The 22,582-nt window shown below is 63.3% G+C and carries 23 protein-coding genes; 5 read left to right on the top strand and 18 right to left on the bottom strand.

The genetic code is table 11. The annotated features are described in order from the left end of the window. Positions 1 to 8: 8 nt before the first annotated feature. Together JQ621_RS00115 and JQ621_RS00110 are read right to left on the bottom strand one after the other, a co-directional pair. Positions 9 to 1,340: a serine hydrolase domain-containing protein gene (locus JQ621_RS00115; protein WP_212232415.1), complete on the bottom strand. Its 1,332-nt coding sequence runs from the start codon at positions 1,338 to 1,340 to the stop codon at positions 9 to 11. 83 nt (positions 1,341 to 1,423) lie between these two features. After that, positions 1,424 to 1,921, bottom strand: coding sequence for an SgcJ/EcaC family oxidoreductase (locus JQ621_RS00110; protein ID WP_212232414.1), 498 nt, complete (start codon positions 1,919 to 1,921; stop codon positions 1,424 to 1,426). Between the two features lie 245 nt (positions 1,922 to 2,166). On the opposite strand from JQ621_RS00110, the gene JQ621_RS00105 reads away from it, so the two are divergent. Further along, a complete protein-coding gene (locus JQ621_RS00105; RefSeq protein ID WP_312015378.1) occupies positions 2,167 to 2,673 on the top strand; it encodes a DUF3551 domain-containing protein in 507 nt (168 codons plus the stop codon). Between the two features lie 223 nt (positions 2,674 to 2,896). Here JQ621_RS00105 and parC read toward each other — a convergent pair whose 3' ends face one another. The 3 genes from parC to recO form a co-directional block, all read right to left on the bottom strand. Next, complete coding sequence (gene parC, locus JQ621_RS00100; RefSeq protein ID WP_212232413.1) at positions 2,897 to 5,155, bottom strand: DNA topoisomerase IV subunit A; 2,259 nt, start codon at positions 5,153 to 5,155, stop codon at positions 2,897 to 2,899. Positions 5,156 to 5,215: 60 nt separating this feature from the next. After that, the gene (locus JQ621_RS00095) at positions 5,216 to 5,491 is read right to left on the bottom strand and encodes a hypothetical protein (protein WP_212232412.1); all 276 of its coding nucleotides are present in this window, start codon (positions 5,489 to 5,491) and stop codon (positions 5,216 to 5,218) included. A gap of 100 nt (positions 5,492 to 5,591) precedes the next feature. Then, positions 5,592 to 6,344, bottom strand: a complete 753-nt coding sequence (gene recO / locus JQ621_RS00090; RefSeq protein WP_212232411.1) for a DNA repair protein RecO — start codon at positions 6,342 to 6,344, stop codon at positions 5,592 to 5,594. 38 nt (positions 6,345 to 6,382) lie between these two features. On the opposite strand from recO, the gene JQ621_RS00085 reads away from it, so the two are divergent. Continuing rightward, positions 6,383 to 6,643: a hypothetical protein gene (locus tag JQ621_RS00085; RefSeq protein WP_212232410.1), complete on the top strand. Its 261-nt coding sequence runs from the start codon at positions 6,383 to 6,385 to the stop codon at positions 6,641 to 6,643. 2 nt (positions 6,644 to 6,645) lie between these two features. Here the strand turns inward: JQ621_RS00085 and JQ621_RS00080 are convergent, their stop codons facing one another. The 8 genes from JQ621_RS00080 to rpoZ all read right to left on the bottom strand — a co-directional run bounded on the left by JQ621_RS00080 (position 6,646) and on the right by rpoZ (position 14,012). Then, positions 6,646 to 7,026, bottom strand: a complete 381-nt coding sequence (locus tag JQ621_RS00080; RefSeq protein ID WP_212232409.1) for a hypothetical protein — start codon at positions 7,024 to 7,026, stop codon at positions 6,646 to 6,648. A gap of 21 nt (positions 7,027 to 7,047) precedes the next feature. Next, positions 7,048 to 7,974 carry a GTPase Era gene (gene era / locus JQ621_RS00075; RefSeq protein ID WP_212232408.1) on the bottom strand — a complete coding sequence of 309 codons (927 nt, stop codon included), beginning with the start codon at positions 7,972 to 7,974 and terminating at the stop codon, positions 7,048 to 7,050. Next, positions 7,964 to 8,899: a ribonuclease III gene (gene rnc / locus JQ621_RS00070; protein ID WP_212232407.1), complete on the bottom strand. Its 936-nt coding sequence runs from the start codon at positions 8,897 to 8,899 to the stop codon at positions 7,964 to 7,966. The genes era and rnc overlap by 11 nt, the downstream gene beginning before the upstream one ends. Further along, entirely contained in the window at positions 8,896 to 9,660 is a 765-nt protein-coding gene (gene lepB / locus JQ621_RS00065) for a signal peptidase I (protein WP_212232406.1), read from the bottom strand. Before lepB ends, rnc begins: the two co-directional genes overlap by 4 nt. Positions 9,661 to 9,909: 249 nt before the next feature. After that, positions 9,910 to 10,329, bottom strand: a complete 420-nt coding sequence (gene acpS, locus JQ621_RS00060) for a holo-ACP synthase (RefSeq protein ID WP_212232405.1) — start codon at positions 10,327 to 10,329, stop codon at positions 9,910 to 9,912. Then, positions 10,326 to 11,078: a pyridoxine 5'-phosphate synthase gene (locus tag JQ621_RS00055; RefSeq protein WP_212232404.1), complete on the bottom strand. Its 753-nt coding sequence runs from the start codon at positions 11,076 to 11,078 to the stop codon at positions 10,326 to 10,328. Before JQ621_RS00055 ends, acpS begins: the two co-directional genes overlap by 4 nt. 45 nt (positions 11,079 to 11,123) lie before the next feature. Further along, entirely contained in the window at positions 11,124 to 13,409 is a 2,286-nt protein-coding gene (locus JQ621_RS00050) for a RelA/SpoT family protein (protein WP_212232403.1), read from the bottom strand. Positions 13,410 to 13,619: 210 nt separating this feature from the next. Beyond that, positions 13,620 to 14,012, bottom strand: coding sequence for a DNA-directed RNA polymerase subunit omega (gene rpoZ / locus JQ621_RS00045; protein WP_027522935.1), 393 nt, complete (start codon positions 14,010 to 14,012; stop codon positions 13,620 to 13,622). Between the two features lie 328 nt (positions 14,013 to 14,340). Here rpoZ and JQ621_RS00040 point away from each other — a divergent pair, with 328 nt between their 5' ends. Further along, positions 14,341 to 14,985: a LabA-like NYN domain-containing protein gene (locus tag JQ621_RS00040; RefSeq protein ID WP_212232402.1), complete on the top strand. Its 645-nt coding sequence runs from the start codon at positions 14,341 to 14,343 to the stop codon at positions 14,983 to 14,985. Beyond that, on the top strand, positions 14,966 to 15,643 hold the full coding sequence (locus JQ621_RS00035) for a uracil-DNA glycosylase (protein WP_212232401.1): 678 nt from the start codon (positions 14,966 to 14,968) through the stop codon (positions 15,641 to 15,643). Before JQ621_RS00040 ends, JQ621_RS00035 begins: the two co-directional genes overlap by 20 nt. A 97-nt stretch (positions 15,644 to 15,740) precedes the next feature. On the opposite strand, the gene JQ621_RS00030 is transcribed toward JQ621_RS00035, so the two are convergent. From JQ621_RS00030 to dapA, 4 genes are read right to left on the bottom strand one after another with little or no spacing between them, the layout of a single operon-like run. After that, a complete protein-coding gene (locus tag JQ621_RS00030; RefSeq protein ID WP_212232400.1) occupies positions 15,741 to 16,334 on the bottom strand; it encodes a peroxiredoxin in 594 nt (197 codons plus the stop codon). Positions 16,335 to 16,352: 18 nt separating this feature from the next. Continuing rightward, complete coding sequence (smpB, locus tag JQ621_RS00025; protein ID WP_024341117.1) at positions 16,353 to 16,826, bottom strand: SsrA-binding protein SmpB; 474 nt, start codon at positions 16,824 to 16,826, stop codon at positions 16,353 to 16,355. Between the two features lie 59 nt (positions 16,827 to 16,885). Next, positions 16,886 to 17,302: a large conductance mechanosensitive channel protein MscL gene (gene mscL / locus JQ621_RS00020; RefSeq protein WP_212233749.1), complete on the bottom strand. Its 417-nt coding sequence runs from the start codon at positions 17,300 to 17,302 to the stop codon at positions 16,886 to 16,888. Between the two features lie 55 nt (positions 17,303 to 17,357). After that, complete coding sequence (gene dapA, locus JQ621_RS00015) at positions 17,358 to 18,248, bottom strand: 4-hydroxy-tetrahydrodipicolinate synthase (RefSeq protein ID WP_212232399.1); 891 nt, start codon at positions 18,246 to 18,248, stop codon at positions 17,358 to 17,360. Positions 18,249 to 18,543: 295 nt separating this feature from the next. Here dapA and JQ621_RS00010 point away from each other — a divergent pair, with 295 nt between their 5' ends. Further along, positions 18,544 to 20,916, top strand: a complete 2,373-nt coding sequence (locus JQ621_RS00010; protein WP_212232398.1) for a lytic transglycosylase domain-containing protein — start codon at positions 18,544 to 18,546, stop codon at positions 20,914 to 20,916. 458 nt (positions 20,917 to 21,374) lie between these two features. On the opposite strand, the gene JQ621_RS00005 is transcribed toward JQ621_RS00010, so the two are convergent. Next, positions 21,375 to 22,582, bottom strand: a 1,208-nt coding sequence (locus tag JQ621_RS00005) for a porin (RefSeq protein WP_212232397.1), incomplete at its 5' end; no start/stop codon positions are given.

The raw sequence follows: 22,582 nt of genomic DNA, 5'->3' as shown, positions 1-22,582 counted from the left end.
TGCGCATGCTACCTCACCATCGCGTCGAAAATCAGCGGCGCCAACTCCGTCTCGATCCGCCCGCGCTGCAATGGTGACTGCATCATGCAGAGCGCGAACAGATCGTCGCTAGGGTCAACAAAGAAAAAGGTGCCGGCCACGCCATCCCATCCATAGACGCCCGGCGGCCACGGCCTCTTCGGCTGCGGCGATGTGAGCACGGCAACACCCAATCCAAATCCGGCGTGGACTGCCAGAAAATAGATATCGGAGGGTGCGATTCCGCTCCCGGGGCCGATTTGGTCCGACGTCATCAGGGCCATTGTCTCCGGCTTCAGATAGCGACGTCCGTCAAGCGTGCCGCCATTCAGGAGCATCTGCAAAAACCGCGCGTAGTCGCCGATCGTCCCTACCATCCCGGCGCCACCGGATTCCCAGCGCCGATGCACCATCGGGTCCCTGATTCCGGCGATGGGCGGGTCTATCAGATCATCCGGCAGGAACTGGGCAACCAGCGGGCGCTTCGTCTCGTCCGCGACGAAGAACGCGGTATGGCTCATGCCAAGGGGATCCAGCAGGCGTTCCTTCTCGAACTGAAACAGCGATTGTCCCGAAACCACCTCGATCACCCTCCCGAGCACATCGACGGAATGGCTATAGGTCCACGTCGTGCCCGGCTGCTCGGCGAGTGGCAGGTTCGCCAGGCGCGCAGCGAACTCGGCATTGTCAAAATCGCCGCTGTAAAGGTCGGCCTGCCGATAGAGTTTTTGCACGGGGCCGTCGCCGTAAAACCCGTAGGTAATACCGGAAGTCTGTCGCATCAGATCGCGTATGGTGATCGGGTGCTTGAGCGGTTCCAGCGTAAACACTGGCTTTCCAGTCGCGTCGGGCTTTTCCACGCCGACCTTTACGTCGGCAAAGGCCGGAATGTATTTGGAGAGGGGGTCATCGAGCGACATCTTCCCCTCGTCCACCAGCATCAGCGCGGCAACCGATGTGATCGGCTTCGACATCGAATAGAACCGAAAGATGGTGTCATCCGTCATCGGCACTTTGGTTGCGACGTCGCGCAGGCCGAATCTTTCATAATAGGCTGGCTTTCCGTGCTGCTGGATCAACAGGATCGCACCGGGAATCTTACCGATCGCGACCTCATGTCGTAGATAATCACCGATCTGCTGAAGGCCCGGTTGCGAAAAGCTTCGCGCGGCCGGCGTATCTCCAAACGTGGCGTTCAAACTTGCAGCAACGAGCGCGGCGACGAGAACCACCCACCTTGCCGCCGCCTTGATTTGTTGGCCGGCTCGCGTCAGACCTTCGAAACAGCGCGGGCTACCGCGTGACGAGGATGTGCTATCCATGTGAGCCTCGCTACAACGAGTTCGTTTCGCCCCGATAGGCAGCCCTTCAGCTCTGGACCAACTGACTGGCCTCGATCGCTAGTTCACTTCGGCATCGGCGAGCCGTGGTGCTGAGCGATCAGCCATTGGCCATCGACTTTCACCAATGCGAGCGTCAAACGATACGGGATCGTGGTGCCGTCCTTGAGCGTGAAAGTCGCAAAGCCGGAGCTGAGGAGGACGTTAGATCCCACCGCGACAGCTTGTTGGTCGCCCATCTTTACCTGGATGCCTGGCGGCAGCTTGCTGAAGTAGGCACGCACGCCGTCCGAGCCGGAGAAAAGCTGGGCAGTCGATCCAAAAAGCGTCGCATCCTTGGTATAGAGAGCGACGAACTTGTCGGCATCGCCCGAATTGTAGACCTGCTCCCACTGCGCTCTCGCCCCTGCAGCGTCTTCGTTCGGTCCGGCCTTCGCGAGTTGCGGCGACGACAAACCAATGACAATCAGTAAAGTAGCCAACAGCCTTTGCATAACGCTTCCCCATAATTCGGTGTGGTTGCAGGCTGCACGAGCCTGCACCGGAAATTCGGTCCAATTCATCGGAGCACGTTCACCACCGGCAGGCTACAGCCATCGTCCGAGCTGGGTCAAACCCGATTGCCCGTCGGGCGAAACAGGCGCACTGCCGCGGCGCTCGGCCTTCCCTGCGCCCTCGTCTCTGCAGAAGCGCCAGCGAAAGACAAAACTCGGGCGAAAGACGCCGCGAGAGCGCGAACGCTCGCGCGCTGTTTGAAACGTGTCATGGAGCGCCGCTGGTCTTGCCTTAACACTCGCTGTCGTAGCCGATGCTGACGACGACGCTCGGCGGCCTGCGCGGAATTCCGGAAGCATTGACGTGGGTCAATACCACCTACGATCGGAGTGCGACCGGTATGTCGGACCGACTGGAGGAAGCTCCAATGCGCAATTGGACTTTGACGATCTTGACCGTGAGTCTCGCCTTAACGGCGGGCCACGCCCGGGCTCAAAGATACGATCCGGCCTTTCCCGTTTGCTTGAATGTCGTCTCATCCGGAACCAGCCCATATTACCGATGTAGTTACAGGACGATGGACGAATGCCGGGCGTCGGCCAACGGTCAGACATGCGTCCTCAATCCGTATTACGCTGGTGCGACGGCCAAGGGGAACAATCGGCGTCATTCGCGCCAAACATACACGCCAGCTAGGCCGCCGATCCACCACCGGGCCGCGCCGTACAATCAATTCAATGAACCCTACTATGGCGCTTCCCAGGGTTACGCACCGGGCGAGAAAGAACGGTTCCTCCAAAGCACGAGACAATTTATGTGACGGATGACGGGCCGATCGTGTTCTGAAGCGGAGTGAGAAAGAGAGCCGTGCTCTCTCCTCTCGTCATTGCGCTCCAATCTCTCCCGTACCCCGGACGCAGCACAGCGCTCTTTCAGCGGTGCGCTGTAGAGCCGGGGCCCATGTTTCCAAGAGTACCGGTGCAGCATGGGTCCCGGCTCTGCGCAGCAACGCTCATGCGTCGCAGCGCGTCCGGGACAGAGCTCTACCCGATCACTTTGCCGAACTTGTTCGACTTCGGGAAACCCTTCGGCGGCAGCCGGCCGGCGTCGGCGCGGTTGCCCTGCCACTCCGCCAGCTCCTTCATGATCGCGGAGAATTCGCGGCCCGCGGAGTCCTTCCAGGTCAGGCCCGCCTTGGCGTCGAACACGGCGACGTCGGAGAGACCGCCGTCCTTGTACTTCTGCAAGCGAACGCCGCGGCCGCGGGCCATCTCCGGCACCTGATCGAGCGGGAAGATCAGCATCTTGCGGTTCTCGCCGATGACCGCGACGGTGTCGCCGATCACCTCGGTGACCGCGCGCGCCTCGTTCGGCATGTCGACGTTGAGAACCTGCTTGCCCTTCTTGGTGGTGCCGACGCAATCGTCTTCGTTGACGACAAAACCCTGGCCCTCATGGCTGGCGACCAGGAATTTGCGACCGCCCTTGTTGACGAACAGCGTCACCGGCGCGGCCTCCGGTTCGAGATCGATGAACTGGCGGATCGGCTCGCCGTGGCCGCGGCCGCCCGGAAGCTTCGCCACGTCGATGGAGAAGAACTTTCCGTTGGTGGCGAACATCAGCAGTTTCGACGTGGTTTCCGCGAAGAACGCGAAGCCGAGCTTGTCGTCCTGCTTGAAGGCCAGACCCGAGAGGTCCTCGACATGGCCCTTCATGGTGCGGATCCAGCCCTTGTCGGAGACGACGACCGTCACCGGCTCGCGCTCGACGAGGGCTTCCTCCATCGCGGCAAGATCGTGCTCGGGCGCATCGGCAAAGGTGGTGCGGCGCTTGCCGAGCGGCGTCTTCGGTCCGAACATGTCGCGGACCTTGCCGACCTGCTCGCCGACCTTCTTCCATTGCTCGGCTTCGGAAGCGAGCAGGCCTTCGATCCCCTTCAGCTCCTTGCGAAGGGTCGCGTCTTCGTTGCGGATCTCCATTTCCTCAAGCCGGCGCAGATTGCGCAGACGCATGTTGAGAATGGCTTCCGCCTGGATTTCGGTGAGCTTGAACGCCTTGATCAAGGCCGGCTTCGGCTCGTCCTCGGTGCGGATGATCTTGATCACCTTGTCGAGGTTCAGGTAGGCGATCAGTTGACCGCCAAGAACCTCGAGGCGATGCTCGATCTCGCCCTTGCGGAAGTTCGAGCGGCGCAGCAGCACGTCGCGCAGATGGTCGAGCCATTCGCGCAGGCACTCCGCGAGCCCGACCACCTTGGGAATGCGGCCCTTGATCAGCACGTTGAGGTTCAGCGGAATCTTGTTTTCGAGCTCGGTCAGCCGGAACAGCGATTCCATCATGAGCGCCGGATCGACGTTCTTCGACTTCGGCTCGATCACGATGCGGACGTCTTCGGCCGACTCGTCCCTGATATCACCGACCAGCGGCAGCTTCTTCTGGTCGAGCAGCTCGGCGATCTTCTCGATCAGGCGCGACTTCTGCACCAGGAAGGGGATCTCGGTGACGACGACGACCCAGGTGCCGCGGTTGCCCTCTTCCTGCTCCCAACGGGCGCGAACGCGGAAGGAGCCGCGGCCCGTGGTGTAGGCTTCAGCGATGGCCTGCTTGGAATCGACGCAGATGCCGCCGGTCGGGAAATCCGGTCCCTTCACCCACTTCATCAGCGCCTTGGACTTGGCGTCGGGCTTCTCGATCAGATGCAGCGCGGCCTCGCAAAGCTCGGCGGCGTTGTGCGGCGGGATCGAGGTCGCCATGCCGACCGCGATGCCCTGCGCACCGTTGGCGAGCAGGTTCGGGAAGCCGCCGGGCAGAACCACCGGCTCCCTGGACTGGCCATCATAGTTGGGACGAAACTCGACGCCGTCCTCGTCAATGCCGTCGAGCAGAAGCCGCGCGACATCGGTCATGCGCGCTTCGGTGTAGCGGTAGGCGGCCGGATTGTCGCCGTCGATATTGCCGAAATTGCCCTGGCCGTCGACCAGCGGATAGCGGGAGGAGAAATCCTGCGCGAGGCGCACCATGGCGTCGTAGATCGCCTGGTCGCCGTGCGGATGGAACGAGCCCATCACGTCGCCGACGATCTTGGCGGACTTCTTGAAGGCTGTACCGGGGTCGAGCCGGAGCAGGCGCATGCCGTAGAGGATTCGCCGGTGCACCGGCTTCAGGCCGTCGCGCGCGTCGGGCAGCGCGCGATGCATGATGGTGGAGAGCGCGTATGCGAGATAGCGCTCTTCCAGCGCTTCGCGCAGCGGCACCTCGTGAATTTCGGCCGGTTCCTCCGGCGGAACGATTCGTTTTCCCATGCCGCCCGGTTAAACCGTGGAAGCGAATCGGGCAAGGATGGATTGGCTTCCTGTGGGCTTCTAATGCCCTGCCCAGCCCGCCGTCACGGTCGGCTCGACCTTGGCCGGAGCGGTCACCGGCATATTGGCGACGCAGCGGCGCGCCGTCTCGATTTCCGCGTCGGTTGCGCCGTGGGACCGTGCCCATGTCTCTGCGGCCGCAGCGGAATATTTCGCTACATAATACCTGACGACTGTGCAGGAGGCGCGGCGAAGCACGCCGGGTTGCTCGGCTGCGAGGGCCTCCGGCGCCAGCGCGACAAGCGCTGCCGATATCAGAATTCCCTTGATCAACATCAGCTATCCCCGGGGTTGGAACCCCAGGGGCAAGTCCGGGAACCCAAGCTTTGTTCCGGGAACCCCGGGCCTCATTGAGCAATACAGGGGCGCGCTGGTGTCATGGCGCCGGCAGCGCCGCCTTGGCCTGCTGCCGGGTCAGGGCGTTGATGAAGCCGGCCCGCGCATCGGAATGGCCCTGCCCGCGTGGCTCCAGCACATGGCGTAGCAGGAACAGGCCGGTGAGCCGAAAGCCGTCCTGGAGATCCTCGTCGGTGAGGTCGTCGTGGACCTCGCCCTGGCGCAGGAATGGTGGCAGTCGCAGCAACCGGTCGCGCCACGGCTCGCCCGCGCCGCGCGACACCGCGCCGCCGGATTTGGGCGACACATAGATCAGGTCGGTGGTCTCCCCCGTCACCGCGCAATTTTCCAGCGCGAGGCCGAAGCCGAGCTCGGAGAGCATCGCCAGTTCGAAATGGATGACGTGCACCGCCGCGCTGCCGATGTCGTCGAAATCGTCGAGCGAATGTTCGAGCAGCGCAAAGATGTCCTCGTGCGGATCACGCTCGGGAAGGAGCCGCGCAATCGAGGCCAGATGGGTGACGCCATAGACCCCGTGGGAGGATCCCAGCAACGTCGCCGCGCGCAGCTTCAGACCCTCGATGGCGTAGGTGCCCAGATGCTCGTCGAGCCGCGCCCGCCACACCACGCTGACGCTGTTGCCGGGCTGCAAGAGCGGCCGCATCCGCGAACCGGCCCCGCCACGAACGAGACCGAGATGGCGGCCGTGCGCGCGCGTCAGCAATTCGACGATGGCGCTACTTTCGCCATGTCGCCGCACGCCCAGCACGATGCCTTCGTCGGTCCATTCCATGCGGCTGACATATACCTGATCTACCGTGGGAAACGAATATGCGGCTCCTGTCGACCTTGTCGAACATGATCCTGGCGATAATCCAGTTTATGGCAATGTTCCTTGCGTTAATGTCCTGCACCCTCACAGGCGCAGTCGTGAGCGCGACCTGGGCAAGATGGCGAGGTAACCCTTTGCCGACGGTCAATTGGAGGCAGTTTACCGCAGTTGGCATGAGTTTCTGGCTCGGAATCGTGCTCGCGATCTACCTCGCGGTCGGCTTCTACAACGTGATCTTCGGTTCAGCCTGGGAGCCGTGACATCACGCGTCGAACCAGCCCTGGGCATCGCCCGTGAAGGAGAAGTACAGCCCGAACGCCGTCAGCACGCAGGAGACGATCTCGATGGCGCTGTCGAGCTCCATGCCTTTTTCACCGAGGATCTGGGCGAGCGAGATCACCGAGAGCACCAGCGCCGCCGCGAGCACCCAGCGCGGCCAGTTCTTGCGGCCATGCGCAGCCAGCCGGACGAAATAGACCATCAGCAGGATCATTCCGCCGGCGAGCAGCGTCTCCGTCATGATCATCTGTTCGGTCATCTGGGCCGTAGCCGTACGGTCCTGCACCGCCACCGACAATGAGTCCAGCATCAGCGAGGCATAGAGCAGCGCTTCGAAACGCCGGACGTTGCGGGGCACACTCATCAAATACCGATCTGTTCTTGCTTATTCTTTGGGAAATTCCAGACCCATCTCGCGGTAGCGATCGGGGTCGTCACCCCAGTTCTCGCGCACCTTGACGAACAGGAACAGGTGCACCGGCACGCCCAGGATCTCGGCGAGCTCCTTGCGCGAGTCCGCGCCGATCGACTTGATGGTGGCGCCGCCCGCGCCGAGCACGATCTTGCGCTGGCTTTCGCGCTCCACGAAGATCGTCTGCTCGATGCGCACCGACTTGTCCTTGCGCTCCTCCCATTTCTCGGTCTCGACCGTGGACTGGTAGGGCAATTCCTGGTGCAGCTTCTGATAGATCTTCTCGCGCGTGATTTCGGCGGCCAGCTGACGCATCGGCGCGTCCGACATCTGGTCCTCGGGATAGAGATACGGACCCGGCGGCACCATCTCGGCAAGCGTCGTGCGGATGTCGTCGACGCCATCGCCCGAGATCGCCGCAATCATGAAGGTTCTCGCGAACTTCATGCGCTCGTTGGCAGCCTGCGCCAGCGCCAGCAGCTTCTCGCGCTGGACCAGGTCGACCTTGTTGATGACCAGGATCTTGTCGTGATTGACGCTGGCGGCCTTGGTGAGGATCGCCTCGGCCTCCTCGTCGATGCCGGTCTTGGCATCGAGCAGCACGCAGACGAGATCGGCGTCGTGCGCCCCGCTCCAGGCGGTCGAGACCATGGCGCGGTCGAGCCGCCGCTTTGGCAGGAAGATGCCGGGCGTGTCGACCAGGATGATCTGCGCGTGGTTCTCGATGACGATGCCGCGGATCAGCGCGCGCGTGGTCTGCACCTTGCGCGAGACGATCGTGACCTTGGCCCCGACCAGCGCATTGACCAGCGTCGACTTGCCGACATTCGGCGCGCCGATCAGCGCAACGAAGCCGCAGCGCGTCGCGGCGGGCGCCTCGCCGCTTGCTTCAGCCGTCATTGCCGCCACCAACGCCCTCGCGTTCAATCATCACTGAAGCTGCAACCTTCTCCGCCGCACGCTTGCTGCCGCCGATGCCTTCGGCCGGCGCCAGCCCCGGCAGATCCACGGCGACGCGGAATTGCGGATCGTGATGCGGACCGGTCCGCTCGACCTCGCGATAGACGGGCGTCGGCAATCCCTTCCCCTGCGCCCATTCCTGCAGCACGGTCTTGGGATCGCGCAAGGGGCGCCGCGGCTTGTGCATGCGCTCGGTCCAGTTGCGCTTGACGAACTCGTCCGCCGCCGCATGACCGCCGTCGAGGAAGATGGCGCCGATCACGGCCTCGCAGATGTCACCGAGGATGGACTTGCGCAGGCGCGCATCGGCGCTGGAGCCGACCGAGCCGAGCTTGATGTCGTCGAGCAGACCGAGCGACTTGGCGACGTCGGCGCAGCTCTCCTTGCGCACGAGTTCGGCAAGGCGCTTGGACAGCTCGCCCTCATCGGCGTTCGGGTAGGCGTGAAAGAGCATGTCGGAGACGACGAGCCCGAGCACGTGGTCGCCGAGGAATTCCAGTCGCTGATAGCTGTCGCCGCGCTTGCGCCCGGACTTCAACGCGGAGACATGCGTGATCGCCTGCATCAGCAGGTTCGGGTCGGTAAAGCTGTGGCCGATGCGCGCCTCGAGCGCTGCGTTCGCGTCGGCGGCTGCCTTCGCCTTGTCCTTGCTGCTCCGCGTCCGCTTCTTCTTCGCCGGAGTCTTCGCGTCAGCCGCCTTGGATTCGGGAGTCTTGGATTCAGGAGTCTTGGGTTCAGGAGTCTTGGGTTCAGGAGTCTTGGGTTCAGGAGTCTTGGGCGCAAGCGTCTTGCTTGCAGCTTCGCCCTCAGGAGCGGCTTGCGCCTCGATCGATTGGGTCGCGATGTCCTTGGCTTCGTCTTTCATCGGACGATTTTGAAGAAGCGCGTCCAGCGTACCGACCACGGCCAGCGCCAGAACATCCAGGCCTGCTCGCCTTCGCCGATGGAGAAGAAGATCATCTGCGCGCGGCCGATCAAATTCTCCTGCGGCACGTAGCCGACCTGGCCGAGGAAGCGGCTGTCCGTGGAGTTGTCGCGGTTGTCACCCATCATGAAGAAATGGCCGGGCGGCACGGTGTAGACGTTTGTGTTGTCCATGTAGCCGTTGTCGGCGCAATCGAGCGTCTCGTAGGAGACGCCGTTCGGCAGCGTTTCCTTCCAGCGCTTCACCCGCGAGATGCCGCCGCCTTCGGAGCCGCACGGATCTTCGCCGACGAACTCGCTCATGCGCTGGCGCTCGACCGGGGTGTCGTTGATGTAGAGCAGACCATCCTTCATCTGGATATGGTCGCCGGGAAGGCCGATCACGCGCTTGATGTAGTCGGTCGAGTCGTCCTTCGGCAGGCGGAACACGACGATGTCGCCACGGTTTGGATCCGAGCCCCAGATCCGTCCCGAGAACAGCGGCGGCGAGAACGGGATCGAGTAGTGGCTGTAGCCGTAGGAATATTTCGAGACGAACAGGTAATCGCCGACCAGCAGCGTCGCCTTCATCGAGCCCGACGGAATGTTGAAGGGCTGGAACAGGAAGGTGCGGATCACCAGCGCGATCAGGAGAGCGTGGATCACGACCCGGATCGTCTCGCCGACGCCGCTCTCGGTTTTGGTTCCTGAAGTCACGCTCATTGCTCTCTCAATTCCGGCCGGCGGTCACAGAACACCCTCCTCCCGCGAACGGCCCACCGGTTCGCGGCCCAAGGAGATTGTCCTGATTCTGATAGTGAGGGCCAATTCCGGCGTAAAGCCGAATTCGCCCAGCCTGATTTGCGTTCGCGGACTTTTAGACTGATGTCGCAGGCCACGCAATCAAGGATCCCATCAAAATCTCTTAAGTATTTGATATACAAAGCAAATTATAAAATGCCCATCAGCCGATCAGGGCCCGGCCAGCGGCATCGCGGAAATGATCACGAAGGCCTGCGCCAACGGCCAGTCGTCGGTGATCGACAGATCGATCTGGGCCTCGAAGCCCTCCGGGGTCAGGGCCTGGAGCCGGGCCAGCGCTCCACCCGTCAACCGCATGGACGGCCGGCCTCCGGGCAGGTTGACCACCCCCATGTCGCGCCACCAGACGCCCTGCCGGATGCCGGTGCCAAGCGCCTTGGAGCAAGCCTCCTTGGCGGCAAAACGCTTGGCGTAGGTTGCCACCACCATCTTCTGGTTCTTGGCACGCCGCTCCGCCTTGGCCCGCTCGGCCTCGGTGAAAATCCGGTCCAGGAAGCGCTCGCCGTGGCGCTCGATCACCTTGGCCACGCGCGTGATGTTGATCAGGTCGGAGCCGATGCCGATGATCATGCCCGGCTCCGGCCGCGATCCATCGCCTCACGCATCCTGCGCACGGTCTCGGCGAGACCAACAAAGAGCGCCTCGCCGATCATGTAGTAACCGATGTTGAGCTCCATGATTTCAGGCAGCGCAGCGATCTTCTCTGCGGTCGCGTAATCGAGGCCGTGCCCGGCATGGACCTCGAGACCCGCATCCTTCGCGATCTTCACCCCGGCCAAGATCCGCTGCCATTCGGCATCGGCCTTGTCGGCATGGCCGTCGGTGACGGCGTCGCACCAGGCACCGGTGTGGATCTCGATCACGGGCGCGCGCAGCCGCGCCGCCATCTCGATCTGCGCGGGGTCCGCGGCAATGAACAGCGAGACGCGGATACCGGCGTCGTTCAGCCGCGCGATATAGGGCGCGAGCGCATTGTGCTGGCCGACCACGTCGAGCCCGCCCTCGGTCGTCACCTCCTGCCGCCGCTCCGGCACCAGGCACACCGCATGCGGCCTGGTCGCAAGCGAGATCCGCATCATGTCGTCGGTCGCCGCCATCTCGAAATTCAGCGGCTTGGAGATCTCGGCCTTCAGCCGCGCCATATCCTCGTCGCGGATGTGCCGGCGGTCCTCGCGCAAATGCGCGGTGATGCCATCGGCGCCGGCCTCGATCGCCAGCAGTGCAGCGCGGAGCGGATCGGGATGACGGCCGCCGCGGGCGTTACGGACGGTCGCGACATGGTCGATGTTGACGCCGAGGCGGAGCGGAGGAACAGGCATATCAGGACTCACGAGATCGGAGGGACAGGCGGCGACGAAGGACGCCTATCCATTAACACGTTCGACTTTGGCGACGACGGCCTTGGCGCGCAGCTGGGCCAGAATCGCGCTCAAATGCTTGAGATCGTAGACTTCGAGATCGATCGTCGTCTCGGTGAAATCAGGCGAGCGGCGTTGCATGCTGATATTGTCGATGTTGCCGTCATGCTCGGCGATCACGGTCGCGATCTGCGCCAGCGCGCCGGGCTCGTTGACATTCTCGACCTTGATCCGCGCCGGGAATCGCTGCGGCGCGGAGTCCTCGATGTCCCAGCGGACATCGAGCCAGCGCTCCGGCTCCTCCTCGAAATCCTTCAGCGCCGGCGACTGGATCGGATAGATCGTGATCCCCTCGCCCGGCGTGACGATGCCGACGATGCGATCGCCCGGCACGGCGCCGCCGTTCGGCGCGAACTTCACCGGCAGGGCGGAATTGTTGCCCCCGATCGGGATCGCGACCGGGCTGCGCGACGGCTCCGGCGACTTCTCCTTGAGCTTGGCCGCGAGGCCCCCCTTCTTGACGCCGTAGCGCGCGACGCGCTCTTCCTTGTAGTCGGGATACATCGCGCGCGCGACGTGTGATGCCTTGATCTCGCCGCGCCCCACCGCCGCCATGACGTCTTCGATCGAGGTGCGCGCAAGTCGCGGCAGCGCACCCTTCAGCTTGTCGTCGGCGTATTCGATCTTGGCGCGCTCGAACAGGCGCTCGACGATGCGCCGGCCGAGGCCGACATACTGGTCGCGGACCGCGGTGCGGGTGGCTCGGCGGATCGCGGCGCGCGCCTTGCCTGTCACCGCGAGCGTTTCCCAGGCCGAGGGTGGCGCCGACTGCGCTTCCGAGGTCAGCACCTCGACCTCGTCGCCGTTCTGCAGCTCGGAGGACAGCGGCGCGAACTTGCCGTTGATCTTGCACCCCACCGCGCTGTTGCCGACGTCGGTATGCACGGCATAGGCGAAGTCGATCACGTTGGCATGGCGCGGCAGCGCGATCAGCTTGCCTTTCGGGGTGAAGCAGAACACCTGGTCGTGGAACAGCTCGAGCTTGGTGTGCTCGAGGAATTCTTCGGGATTGGCGCTCTCCGACAGGATGCCGATGGTGTGGCGCAGCCAGGCGAACGCGTTCGACTCGCGCTTGAGGAATTCGGTCGGCGAGCCCACACCTTCCTTGTAGAACACGTGCGCGGCGATGCCGCGCTCGGCGATCTGGTCCATCGCTTCGGTGCGAATCTGCAGCTCGACGCGCTGGTTCCCAGGGCCGATCACGGTGGTGTGGATCGAGCGGTAGTCGTTCTGCTTCGGCGTCGAGATGTAGTCCTTGAAGCGCCCCGGCACGACCGGCCAGGTGGTGTGGACGATGCCGAGCGCGCGGTAGCAGGCCTCGATGTCGTTGACGACGACGCGGAAGCCGAAAATGTCGGACAGCTGCTCGAAGCCGACCGACTTGCGTTCCATCTTGGTCCAGATCGAGAACGGCTTCTTGCGGCGGCCATAGACCCGCGCGCCGAGACCGCGATGACGCAGATTGTTGGAGAGCTGGTCTTCGATCTCGCCGATGAGGTTGCGGTTGCGCTCGGCGAGCCCATCGAGCCGCTGCATCACCACTGAATAGGCTTCGGGATCGAGCGTGCGGAAGGACAGATCCTCCAGCTCCTCGCGCATCTCCTGCATGCCCATGCGCCCGGCCAGTGGCGCGTAGATGTCGAGCGTCTCCTCGGCAATTCGCCGCCGCGATTCGGTGGGCACGAAGTCGAGCGTACGCATGTTGTGCAGGCGGTCGGCGAGCTTGACGAGCAGAACGCGGACATCGTCGGCAATGGCCAGCAACAGCTTGCGCAGGTTCTCGGCCTGCTTGGCCTCGCGCGACACCAGCTCGAGCCGCTTCAGCTTGGTCAGGCCCTCGACCAGTGCGCCGATCTCGGGACCGAACAGCTGGTCGATCTCGGCCCGCGTCGCCTCGGTGTCCTCGATCGTATCGTGCAGCAGCGCGGCGACGATGGTGGCGTCGTCGAGCTTCAAATCGGTGAGAATCGCCGCGACTTCGAGCGGGTGCGAGAAATAGGGGTCACCGGAGGCGCGGGTCTGCGAGCCGTGCGCCTTCATGGCGTAGACATAAGCGCGGTTCAGCAGGTCTTCGTCGGTGTTCGGATTGTAGGATCGCACGCGCTCGACGAGATCGTATTGACGCATCATCCGCGCACGCGGCTTCGCTGGCCGTGCGACCGGCGCAGTCGGGGCCACGGCAACCGATTCGGTTGCGGCCTGCATCTGCGTGGGTCTGCGTCGATACACCATACCGTCCTGCCTTCAAACGAACTATGCAAGGGTCCGTTGTATACATCTTAAGCCCCGATCGCTGACGCCGCCGATCAATTCACTGACAGGCTTGCGGCACGAACCGACGACGCTATGGTAACCACGAAAAGGCCAACAAAAGCAAAGGCCCGAACGCGGGTTCGGGCCTTTGATAAGATCACAAGAATTCGACGATCGCGAGTAAGACGATTACTCGTCCTCCTCGGGCTGCTCTTCCGGCGGCGCGAGGCCCTCGAGGCCCTTCAGGAGCTCTTCTTCGGTCATGCGTTCCACAGCAACTTCGGTGTCGTCAGCATCGACGCTGGCGCCGGCGGAACCGATCAGCGGCACAGTGTCCGGCTCGGGCTCGTCCACCTCGACGAATTTCTGGAGGGAGTGCACCAGCTCTTCGCGGAGATCCTCCGGCGAAATGGTCTGGTCGGCAATTTCGCGCAAGGATACAACGGGGTTCTTGTCGTTGTCGCGATCAACCGTTAGTTGCGAACCGGACGAAATCATGCGGGCACGGTGGGCGGCCAGCAGGACCAGGTCAAACCGGTTGTCGACCTTGTCGATACAATCTTCTACGGTGACGCGAGCCATAGACTGTCGCTCCGTTGTGGGTGAGACGAAAGATGTGGATGATCGGGGCTAGTTATAGGGGCTGGGGCGATTTCGCAAGGCAAATTTGTGATTTGGCCTCGCCAAACGGCTCTGCTACGCCCACATTGGGGCTGGGATCGGTGGTTTCCCGGGCTGCCATTGAGGGCGGCGCCGGGTATAGGCAGGGCGGCCATAACTATACCTTGATTGCCCCGACTTCTCCGGATTTGCGGTTTCGACGGGTTTCGGCGGCAATTTGAACTGCGCGGCTTGCTGCCGTCGCGCCAACAATAAACGAATTTATCACGAACACTACGCGAGCAACTGAATGTCACCTTCCCCTACCAACAAGATCGCGCTCTTCATCGACGGGGCCAATCTTTACGCAACGGCGAAAACTCTCGGCTTCGACATCGACTACAAGCGCCTTCTGAAGGAATTTCAGAGCCGCGGGACGCTGCTGCGGGCGTTCTACTACACAGCGATCATCGAGGATCAGGAATATTCCTCGATCCGCCCGCTGATCGACTGGCTCGACTACAACGGCTACACCGTCGTCACCAAGGCGACCAAGGAATTCATCGACGCCTCCGGCCGCCGCAAGGTCAAGGGCAACATGGACATCGAGCTTGCGGTCGATGCCATGGAGCTCGCCGAGCACATCGACCAGATGGTGCTGTTCTCGGGTGACGGCGACTTCCGCTCCCTGGTCGAGGCCGTGCAGCGCCGCGGCGTGCGGGTCACGGTGATCTCGACGATCGCCAGCCAGCCGCCGATGATCGCTGACGAACTGCGCCGCCAGGCCGATGTCTTCACCGACCTCGTCGAGTTGCAGTCCAAGCTTGGCCGCGATCCGTCCGAGCGCCCCGCCCCGCGCGATCGCGCCGAGCGTGAGGCACGCCACCACGCACCGCAGTTCCTGCAGCGCGCGACGACGATGGCGCCGAGGGGCGATGACGACTTCGAGGAGTAAGGCGGCCCGGTTAAGTCACCAGGCCTCCCCCACCCTCGTCCCCGACCGTGACTGTCCGCTCTGTCCGCGCCTGGTCGCCTTTCGCGAGGCGAACCGTGCGCGCGAGCCGCTGTGGCACAACGCTCCGGTCGCGCCGTTCGGCGACATCACGGCGCGCCTCCTGATCGTTGGTCTCGCGCCGGGGATGCAGGGCGCCAACCGGACGGGCCGGCCGTTCACCGGCGACTATGCCGGCGACCTGCTCTACGCCACGCTGCTCGAATACGGCTTTGCCAAAGGCAATTACCAGGCGCGTCCCGACGACGGCCTGAAGCTGGTCGACTGCAGGATCGCCAATGCCGTGCATTGCGTTCCGCCGCAGAACAAGCCGCTGCCGGTCGAGATCAACACCTGCCGTCAGTTCCTGGTCGCCAATCTCGAAACGATGCCGAAGCTGCGCGCGATCATCGCGCTCGGACGGATTGCGCACGACAGCGTGCTTAAGCCGCTGAAGCTGAAGGCCTCGCAAGCGCCCTTCGGCCACGGCGCCGTGCATCAGGCAGGCAGCTTCAGGCTCTACGACAGCTATCATTGCTCGCGTTACAACACGAACACGGGCGTGCTGACCGCGGACAAGTTCCGCAGCGTGTTCGCGAAGGTGAAGGCCGACCTCGACTAGAGCACGATCCGGAAAAGTGTGCAGTGGTTTTCCGAAAAGATCATGCTCAAACAAGAACCTAAAGCGCGATGACGATTCAACCCAATCTCATCGCGCTTTAGGCCTTGGCCGGTGTCCGGGCGGGGTTGGCCTTCAGCCAGTCCAGCACATCGCCGGCGTTTCTGTCGGGCGGGAACACCGGATAGAACACCTGCGAGATCTTCGCATCGTCGATGATCAGGGCGAGCCGCTTGATCAGCGTGAGGCCCGCGACCTCCATGGTCGGCAGATGAAGGGCGCGGGTGAGCTCCAGCTTCTCGTCCGAGAGCACCGGGAACGGCAGGTGCAGCCGTGACGCCATCTCCGTCTGGTATTCATTGCTCTGGGTGGAAAGCCCGAACACGTGCGAAGCACCGGCCGCCTTTAGCTCGGCGAACAGGTCGCGAAACGCGCAGGTCTGCGGCGTGCAGCCCCGCGCACCCGGAATCATGTCCCAGTCGTCGACCAGGGCGATCTTGCCGGGCTCGCCGGTGCGCGGATAGGCGAATAGGACGGTGCGGCCTGAGAGAGCGGAGAGATCGACCGACGTATCGTCAGTCGCAAGCAGGCTGACCGCAGGCAGCATCAGGCCTTTGAGATGCGCAGCGCCGCCGTCGTCAACAGGTGCTGGAATCTGGCTCCAATCGACCTCAAGCAGGTTTTTCTGGGTCATCCCGTCGTCCTCTTGGCCTTATCCCCTCGCCCGCATCAGCCGGCCCTTCTCCCGGCTCCAGTCGCGCTTCTTTTCGCTCTCGCGCTTGTCGTGCAGCTTCTTGCCCTTCGCGACGGCGAGCTGCAGCTTGGCGCGCCCGCGCTCGTTGAAATAGAGCTTGAGCGGGATCAACGTCATGCCCTCGCGGTCGACCGCGCCCATCAGCTTGTTGATCTGCCGGCGATGCAGCAGCAGCTTGCGCGGCCGCTTGGGCTCGTGGTTGAAGCGGTTGCCCTGGAGGTATTCCGGGATCGTGGCGTTGATCAGCCAGATCTCGCCGTTCTTGGAATCGGCGTAAGATTCCGCAATCGTGCTCTTGCCGTTGCGGATCGACTTCACCTCGGTGCCGGTCAGCGCAATGCCCGCCTCGATCGTATCCTCGATCGCATAGTTGAAGCGGGCCTTGCGGTTCTCCGCCATCACCTTGATCGGGCGTTCGTTCTTATCGGCCATGGTAAAAATACCTGATCAGGATACGCGACGACGCTAACAGTTTGGTTGAAGCGCGCGCGTCAAGACTTCTTGAGGAGATCGCGGATCTCGGTCAGCAGTTCGACCTCGGCCGACGGCTTTGGTGGCGCGGCGGGCTTGGCCTCTTCCTTGCGCTTCAACGTGTTCATGGCGCGGATCACCAGGAACAGCACGAAGGCGACGATGATGAAGTTGATCGTCACCGTGAGGAAGCTGCCGTAAGCAAGGACTGCACCTTGCTTTTTCGCATCCGCCAAATTGGCTTGTGTGACCGCCTTCGACAAGGGGACGAAGTAGTTCGAGAAGTCGAGGCCGCCGGTCGCGGCGCCGATGAGCGGCATGATGATATCACCGACCAGTGAGGTGACGATGCCCCCGAACGCCGCGCCGATGATCACGCCGACCGCGAGGTCGACGACGTTGCCCTTCATGGCAAAGTCACGGAACTCCTTGAGCATCTGCCTGCCCTTTTCGTCGACTGCGCTCATGAGAGGCTCCCCGGTTGCCAACGCGTCAATTGATCAGGCCGGCGTGCACCATCGCCTCGCGCACGGCAATACGGGTCGGCTCGGAGACCGGCACCATCGGCAGGCGCAGCGTCTCGTCCATCTTGCCGAGCAGCGTCATGGCATACTTGATCGGCGCCGGATTGCTCTCGATGAAGAGGTTGTTGTGCAGCGGCATCAGCTTGTCGTGGATCGCGAGCGCCGCCTTGGTGTCGCCCTTCTGCCAGGCCGCGTGGAACTCGGCGCACAGGCGCGGTGCGACGTTCGACGTTACCGAGATGCAGCCATGGCCGCCATGCGCCATGTAGCCGATGATGGTGGCGTCCTCACCCGAGAGCTGGTTGAAGTCTTCACCCATCGCGGCGCGCTGCTGCGACACGCGCACCATGCTGGCAGTGGCATCCTTGACGCCGGCGATGTTTTTCAGCTCCCAAAGGCGCTTCATGGTGTCGACCGACATGTCGATCACCGAGCGCGGCGGGATGTTGTAGATGATGATCGGAATCCCGATCGCATCGTTGATCGCCTTGAAGTGCTGGTACATGCCTTCCTGGGTCGGCTTGTTGTAGTAAGGCGTCACCACCAGCACGGCGTTGGCGCCAGCCTTCTCGGCGTGCTGGGCCAGCTCAATGGCCTCCTTGGTCGAATTGGAGCCGGCGCCGGCGATCACGGGAACCCGTCCCTTGGCCTCCTCGATGCACCATTCGACGACTTTCTTGTGCTCGTCGTGGGAGAGCGTCGGGCTCTCGCCGGTGGTGCCGACCGGTACCAGGCCGTTGGTGCCTTCCGAAATCTGCCAGTTAACCAGGGAGCGAAACGCCGCCTCGTCCAGCGAGCCATTCTTGAACGGCGTGACCAAGGCGGTGAATGACCCCCGGAATTTCGTCTTGGCTGCCATGGACTTCCTCCGTACGCGGCGAGTTTTAGAGCAAGCCCCCTTCATATCGGGTCTCACCGATCGGTAAAAGGGCCGCATCCGTGTGACGCACCGTTTAAGCCGCGATTTTGCCGCGGTGGTGGTGCAAACCCGGCGAAGGTAAGCGGCTGTTGGTATTTTGTCCGTATATTCAATCAAATACAGCCAGATCTTGTACAGATAGGTCTTGAGCCAATTGACTGATTCGGGGCGACGAAACGCCGTGACCTCTCTTCCGCACGCAGTGTGGAGATCCGCCGGTCTGGCTGTTCTCCTGATGGCCGGCTTGTCCATTGGCTGTGTCGCCCTGGCCAAGTCCAATGAGGCGACCGAGGACACGGCGAAGGACCCTGCCAAGCCAGCGACCAAGGGACCCGCAAAGCCGGCCGCGAAACAGCCCGCGAAGGACGCGACGAAGGGATCGGCCAAGGACGCGGCAAAGAGCACGGCAAAGGGCGTCAGCAAGGGGGCAGCTGCCGCTCCCGCCAAGGACGCGGCGAAGATATCCGCAGGCAAGGACACCGCGACGGACAAATCCAAGCCGGCAGCCGCAGCTGGCGCACCAAAATCGCGGCCGGCCGCGAACGCGCCGGTCCGTCAGGCCGCGCCGGCCGTGACAGCCACCATCAAGCCCGCCGCCCCCGCCTCCGCCAGACCTGCTGCAGCGCCCGTGCTGGCGCCGGCGACCCGCCAGCATGCCGCGCCGATCAAGCCCGTCACGCCGGCCGCGGTCGCGGCGACCTCGTCGACGTCGCAAGCCGACAAGGACACGCTGGAAAACGTCATCGAGCTTGTGCGCAAGCGCAAGGCGGGCGATGCCAGCAGCTACGCGGATTCGATTTCGGATCCGGTGGCGCGAAAACTCGCCGAATGGATCATCCTGCGCAGCGAGGACAATGGCGCGAGCGTCGAGCGCTACCGCGCCTTCCTCTCCGCCAATCCGAGCTGGCCGTCGCAAACCTTCCTGCGCCGGCGGTTAGAGGCCGCGATGTGGGACGACAAGCGCGACGATTCCGTTGGCTGGTCGTGGTTCGAGAATGAATCCCCCGTTTCGGCCAAGGGCCGCTTCGTGCTCGCCAAGGCCTTGCTGGCGCGCGGCGACCGCGCCAACGCCGAGCGGCTGGTGCGCGAAGCCTGGCGCAGCGATCCCATGTCGGAGGACACCGAGAACGCCGCGCTCGACCTGTTCGGCGCCCTGCTGACGCCGGGCGACCAGAAGGCGCGCATGGATGCGCTGCTCTATGGCAGCGAGACCGAGGCGGCGATGCGCGCCGCAAGGCGTCTCGGCGCTGGCTATGTCGCGCTTGCCAAAGCCCGCATCGCGTCCAACAAGAAGGCGCCGAATACCCGCGCGCTGCTGGAAGAGGTGCCGCGCGAGCTGCACAGCGATCCCGGCTTCATCTTCAGCAAGATCCAGCTGCTGCGCCGCGAGGAGAAGTTTCCGGAAGCAGCCCAGCTCATGCTGTCGGCGCCAAAGGACCCGAACCGGCTCTACAATCTCGACGAATGGTGGATCGAGCGGCGCCTGCTGGCGCGCAAGATGATCGACACCGAGGATTTTCGCAGCGCCTATCTGATCGCGCGCGATGCCGCCCTGCCCTCGCGCGACATCTACAAGACCGAGCAGGAGTTCACGGCGGGCTGGATTGCGCTGCGCTTCCTGGGCGATCCCGCAGCTGCCAGCCAGCACTTTGCCCGGATCGGCGTCGGCAGTGTCAATCCGACGACTCTCGCGCGCGCCGGTTACTGGCAGGGCCGCGCAGCCGAGGCTGCCGGCCGACAGCAGGAGGCGCACAACGCCTATGCCCGCGCCGCCGAGCAGTCCACGAGCTATTACGGTCAACTCGCACGCGCAAAACTCGGGCTGCCGCAGATCGAGCTGAACAGCCAGCCGCGCGGCCGCGGCGCCGAGCGCCTCGAGATCGTGCGTGCCGCACAATTGCTTTACGAACTCGACGAGCGCGAGATGGCTGTGCCCATGCTCGCCGACATGGGCGAGAACGGCGATCCCGAGGCGCTGGCCGGCCTTGGCGAGCTCACCCAGCGCTACAACGACGCGCGCGGCATGTTGCTGGTCGGCAAGGCCGCGCTCAATCGTGGGCTGCCGTTCGATTTCTACGCCTACCCCGTCAACGGCATTCCGCAATTCAGCCAGATCGGCCCCGCGGTCGAGCGCAGCATCGTCTACGCCATCGCGCGGCAGGAGAGCGCGTTCAATCCGGCCGTGGTCTCACCGGCACAGGCCTATGGCTTGATGCAGGTCACCCCCGATGCTGCGCGCTACGTCTGCAAGCGGCACGGCGCGACGTATGACCTGTCGCGGCTGAAGAACGATTCGTCTTACAACGCCACGCTCGGTGCGGCCGAGCTCGGCGGCCTGCTCGAGGATTATCGCGGCTCCTACATCATGACCTTTGCCGCCTATAATGCCGGCCGAGGCAGCGTGAAGAAATGGATCGACCGCTACGGCGACCCGCGCGATGCCAAGATCGATGCGGTCGACTGGGTCGAGCTGATCCCGTTTTCCGAGACGCGCAATTACGTGCAGCGTATCATGGAGAACCTGCAGGTCTATCGCGCCCGCTTCGGCGGCGGCACGAAGCTGCAGATCGAGGCCGATTTGCGCCGCGGCGCAGGCAGTGTGGAATAGAGCCACCCTCGCTCGAAGGGAAGACGTCCACCTCAATCACTGGCCGTGCTGCGATGGAGGCTGCGCCATCGCCGGCCCTCTTGCGCTCTGTCTGGCGCAGACAACCTGTTGCCCCGGACAACAAAGAGCTGAAGGCCTGATGGCGCCGACAACGATTGCTTGAGCCGCCGTCCGCCGCCATCTGATTACATCAGCGCGCGTGCCCTCAAGGCCGCAGCCAATGGCAAGCGACAAACGCCTGGTCGGACACCCACTGTCGGACAGCTGAGGGTCGAAACGAATGAGGCCGCCTCAAGAGGCGGCCTCATTCGTTTCGACAGACCAGATCCGGCTTCGTCCGCTCCCCGCCTCGTCGACGATCCCATGTCGACTTGAGCCTCTCGCGACCTCTGCCCTTGCCCAAAAAAAGCAAGAGCCCCCGGCGGTTTCGCGCCGGGGGCTCGAGTAGGTAGTCAGTATCAGAAGTTGCGCTGAGCGCGAAGCATCAGGGTCAGGGAATTCTGATCCTTCAGCTCATACACTGCAACCGGCTTGGCAGCCGTGGCAACCGCGGTGTTCGCACCCGTGATCGTGCCCGAGTACTTCTGATCCAGACGCGACCAGCTCAGGTCAGCCGTGAACGCCAGGTTCTTGACCGGGGTCCAGACGGTGTTGACGCCGATGACGCCGAAGTTGAAGTCCGGGTTACAGGTCGCGGTAGCCGCAGCACCGGCGAAGGTGTTGAAGAAGGCGCCGCAGATCAGGCCCTTAGCGGTGGTGCTGTAGCTCAGAGCAGCATAGCCGCCGTAAATGGCGCTAACCCAGTAGGGGTTCCAGTTGTGGGTGTAGCCACCGCGAACGCCCCAGCTCTTGGTCGTTTCGATACCACCGCCAGCCGAGCTGAACACGCCGTCAGAGATACCAGCGAAGCCGACGCTCTGGTACGCACCAGCCAGGCCGGTGCCGCTGTACATGAAGAACGTCGCCGGGAACAGGACCTGGAAGTTCTCCTTGGACATGCCATCGGTGTAGACGGCGTTCAAGTTGATCGAGTCGCCCGCACCGGTCGGGATGTTCTTGATGGACAAGGAGCCCATCACAGCCCAGCCCCACTTGTCAGACGGATGACCCGTCGGTTCCGTGGTGCCGTAGTAAGCCGGATGCAGATCGTGGGCAGCGACCGAAATCTGACCCAGACCCCAAGCCTGGTCTACGCGGATTGCACCGACGATATCGGGCGAACGCGTTCCACCCCAACCGTTGGCACCGTAGGCACCCGTGATGAACGCGGGCACAGCACCAGCGGCGGCAATGTTCCACAGATTGCCCTGACCGTTTGACTGCGTCGTGGGCTCCTCCAAAGCGATCGAGCCGGTGATGCCCTGGCCGAAGTCAGCGGTATAGGCGAACTGATTGATACCGGTCACGTGGTTGGAGCCGCCCGGGACGGTATCGGGACCGCCCGCATTGTAGCTCTGCCACGGAGCATCGAAGATCGAGACCGTACGGCCCATGGTGAAGCCAGCGAACTGGATGAACGCATGGTAGAGGCCCAGCGACGGGTTGCCAGCAGAGAAGGCCGACGGCGCGCTGCCGGTGACGTTTGCGGTATCGTAGCTGAAGATCATGTCAGCAAACGTGCGGACCACGCCGTATTCGGTCGCCGTGCGGGTATCGACGTTGAGGT

The organism is Bradyrhizobium manausense (assembly GCF_018129685.1).
Taxonomy (GTDB): domain Bacteria; phylum Pseudomonadota; class Alphaproteobacteria; order Rhizobiales; family Xanthobacteraceae; genus Bradyrhizobium; species Bradyrhizobium manausense_D.
The sequence above is the reverse complement of the archived record's forward strand: the minus strand, read 5'-3'. Positions and strand labels throughout refer to the sequence as shown.

What these genes read in the sequence shown, in the direction of transcription:
- JQ621_RS00115 (WP_212232415.1), bottom strand. Translation starts at nt 1,340, where the DNA reads ATGGATAGCACATCCTCGTCACGCGGTAGCCCGCGCTGTTTCGAAGGT.
- JQ621_RS00110 (WP_212232414.1), bottom strand. Translation starts at nt 1,921, where the DNA reads ATGAATTGGACCGAATTTCCGGTGCAGGCTCGTGCAGCCTGCAACCAC.
- JQ621_RS00105 (WP_312015378.1), top strand. Translation starts at nt 2,167, where the DNA reads ATGCTGACGACGACGCTCGGCGGCCTGCGCGGAATTCCGGAAGCATTG.
- parC (WP_212232413.1), bottom strand. Translation starts at nt 5,155, where the DNA reads ATGGGAAAACGAATCGTTCCGCCGGAGGAACCGGCCGAAATTCACGAG.
- JQ621_RS00095 (WP_212232412.1), bottom strand. Translation starts at nt 5,491, where the DNA reads ATGTTGATCAAGGGAATTCTGATATCGGCAGCGCTTGTCGCGCTGGCG.
- recO (WP_212232411.1), bottom strand. Translation starts at nt 6,344, where the DNA reads ATGGAATGGACCGACGAAGGCATCGTGCTGGGCGTGCGGCGACATGGC.
- JQ621_RS00085 (WP_212232410.1), top strand. Translation starts at nt 6,383, where the DNA reads ATGCGGCTCCTGTCGACCTTGTCGAACATGATCCTGGCGATAATCCAG.
- JQ621_RS00080 (WP_212232409.1), bottom strand. Translation starts at nt 7,026, where the DNA reads ATGAGTGTGCCCCGCAACGTCCGGCGTTTCGAAGCGCTGCTCTATGCC.
- era (WP_212232408.1), bottom strand. Translation starts at nt 7,974, where the DNA reads ATGACGGCTGAAGCAAGCGGCGAGGCGCCCGCCGCGACGCGCTGCGGC.
- rnc (WP_212232407.1), bottom strand. Translation starts at nt 8,899, where the DNA reads ATGAAAGACGAAGCCAAGGACATCGCGACCCAATCGATCGAGGCGCAA.
- lepB (WP_212232406.1), bottom strand. Translation starts at nt 9,660, where the DNA reads ATGAGCGTGACTTCAGGAACCAAAACCGAGAGCGGCGTCGGCGAGACG.
- acpS (WP_212232405.1), bottom strand. Translation starts at nt 10,329, where the DNA reads ATGATCATCGGCATCGGCTCCGACCTGATCAACATCACGCGCGTGGCC.
- JQ621_RS00055 (WP_212232404.1), bottom strand. Translation starts at nt 11,078, where the DNA reads ATGCCTGTTCCTCCGCTCCGCCTCGGCGTCAACATCGACCATGTCGCG.
- JQ621_RS00050 (WP_212232403.1), bottom strand. Translation starts at nt 13,409, where the DNA reads ATGGTGTATCGACGCAGACCCACGCAGATGCAGGCCGCAACCGAATCG.
- rpoZ (WP_027522935.1), bottom strand. Translation starts at nt 14,012, where the DNA reads ATGGCTCGCGTCACCGTAGAAGATTGTATCGACAAGGTCGACAACCGG.
- JQ621_RS00040 (WP_212232402.1), top strand. Translation starts at nt 14,341, where the DNA reads ATGTCACCTTCCCCTACCAACAAGATCGCGCTCTTCATCGACGGGGCC.
- JQ621_RS00035 (WP_212232401.1), top strand. Translation starts at nt 14,966, where the DNA reads ATGACGACTTCGAGGAGTAAGGCGGCCCGGTTAAGTCACCAGGCCTCC.
- JQ621_RS00030 (WP_212232400.1), bottom strand. Translation starts at nt 16,334, where the DNA reads ATGACCCAGAAAAACCTGCTTGAGGTCGATTGGAGCCAGATTCCAGCA.
- smpB (WP_024341117.1), bottom strand. Translation starts at nt 16,826, where the DNA reads ATGGCCGATAAGAACGAACGCCCGATCAAGGTGATGGCGGAGAACCGC.
- mscL (WP_212233749.1), bottom strand. Translation starts at nt 17,302, where the DNA reads ATGCTCAAGGAGTTCCGTGACTTTGCCATGAAGGGCAACGTCGTCGAC.
- dapA (WP_212232399.1), bottom strand. Translation starts at nt 18,248, where the DNA reads ATGGCAGCCAAGACGAAATTCCGGGGGTCATTCACCGCCTTGGTCACG.
- JQ621_RS00010 (WP_212232398.1), top strand. Translation starts at nt 18,544, where the DNA reads ATGGCCGGCTTGTCCATTGGCTGTGTCGCCCTGGCCAAGTCCAATGAG.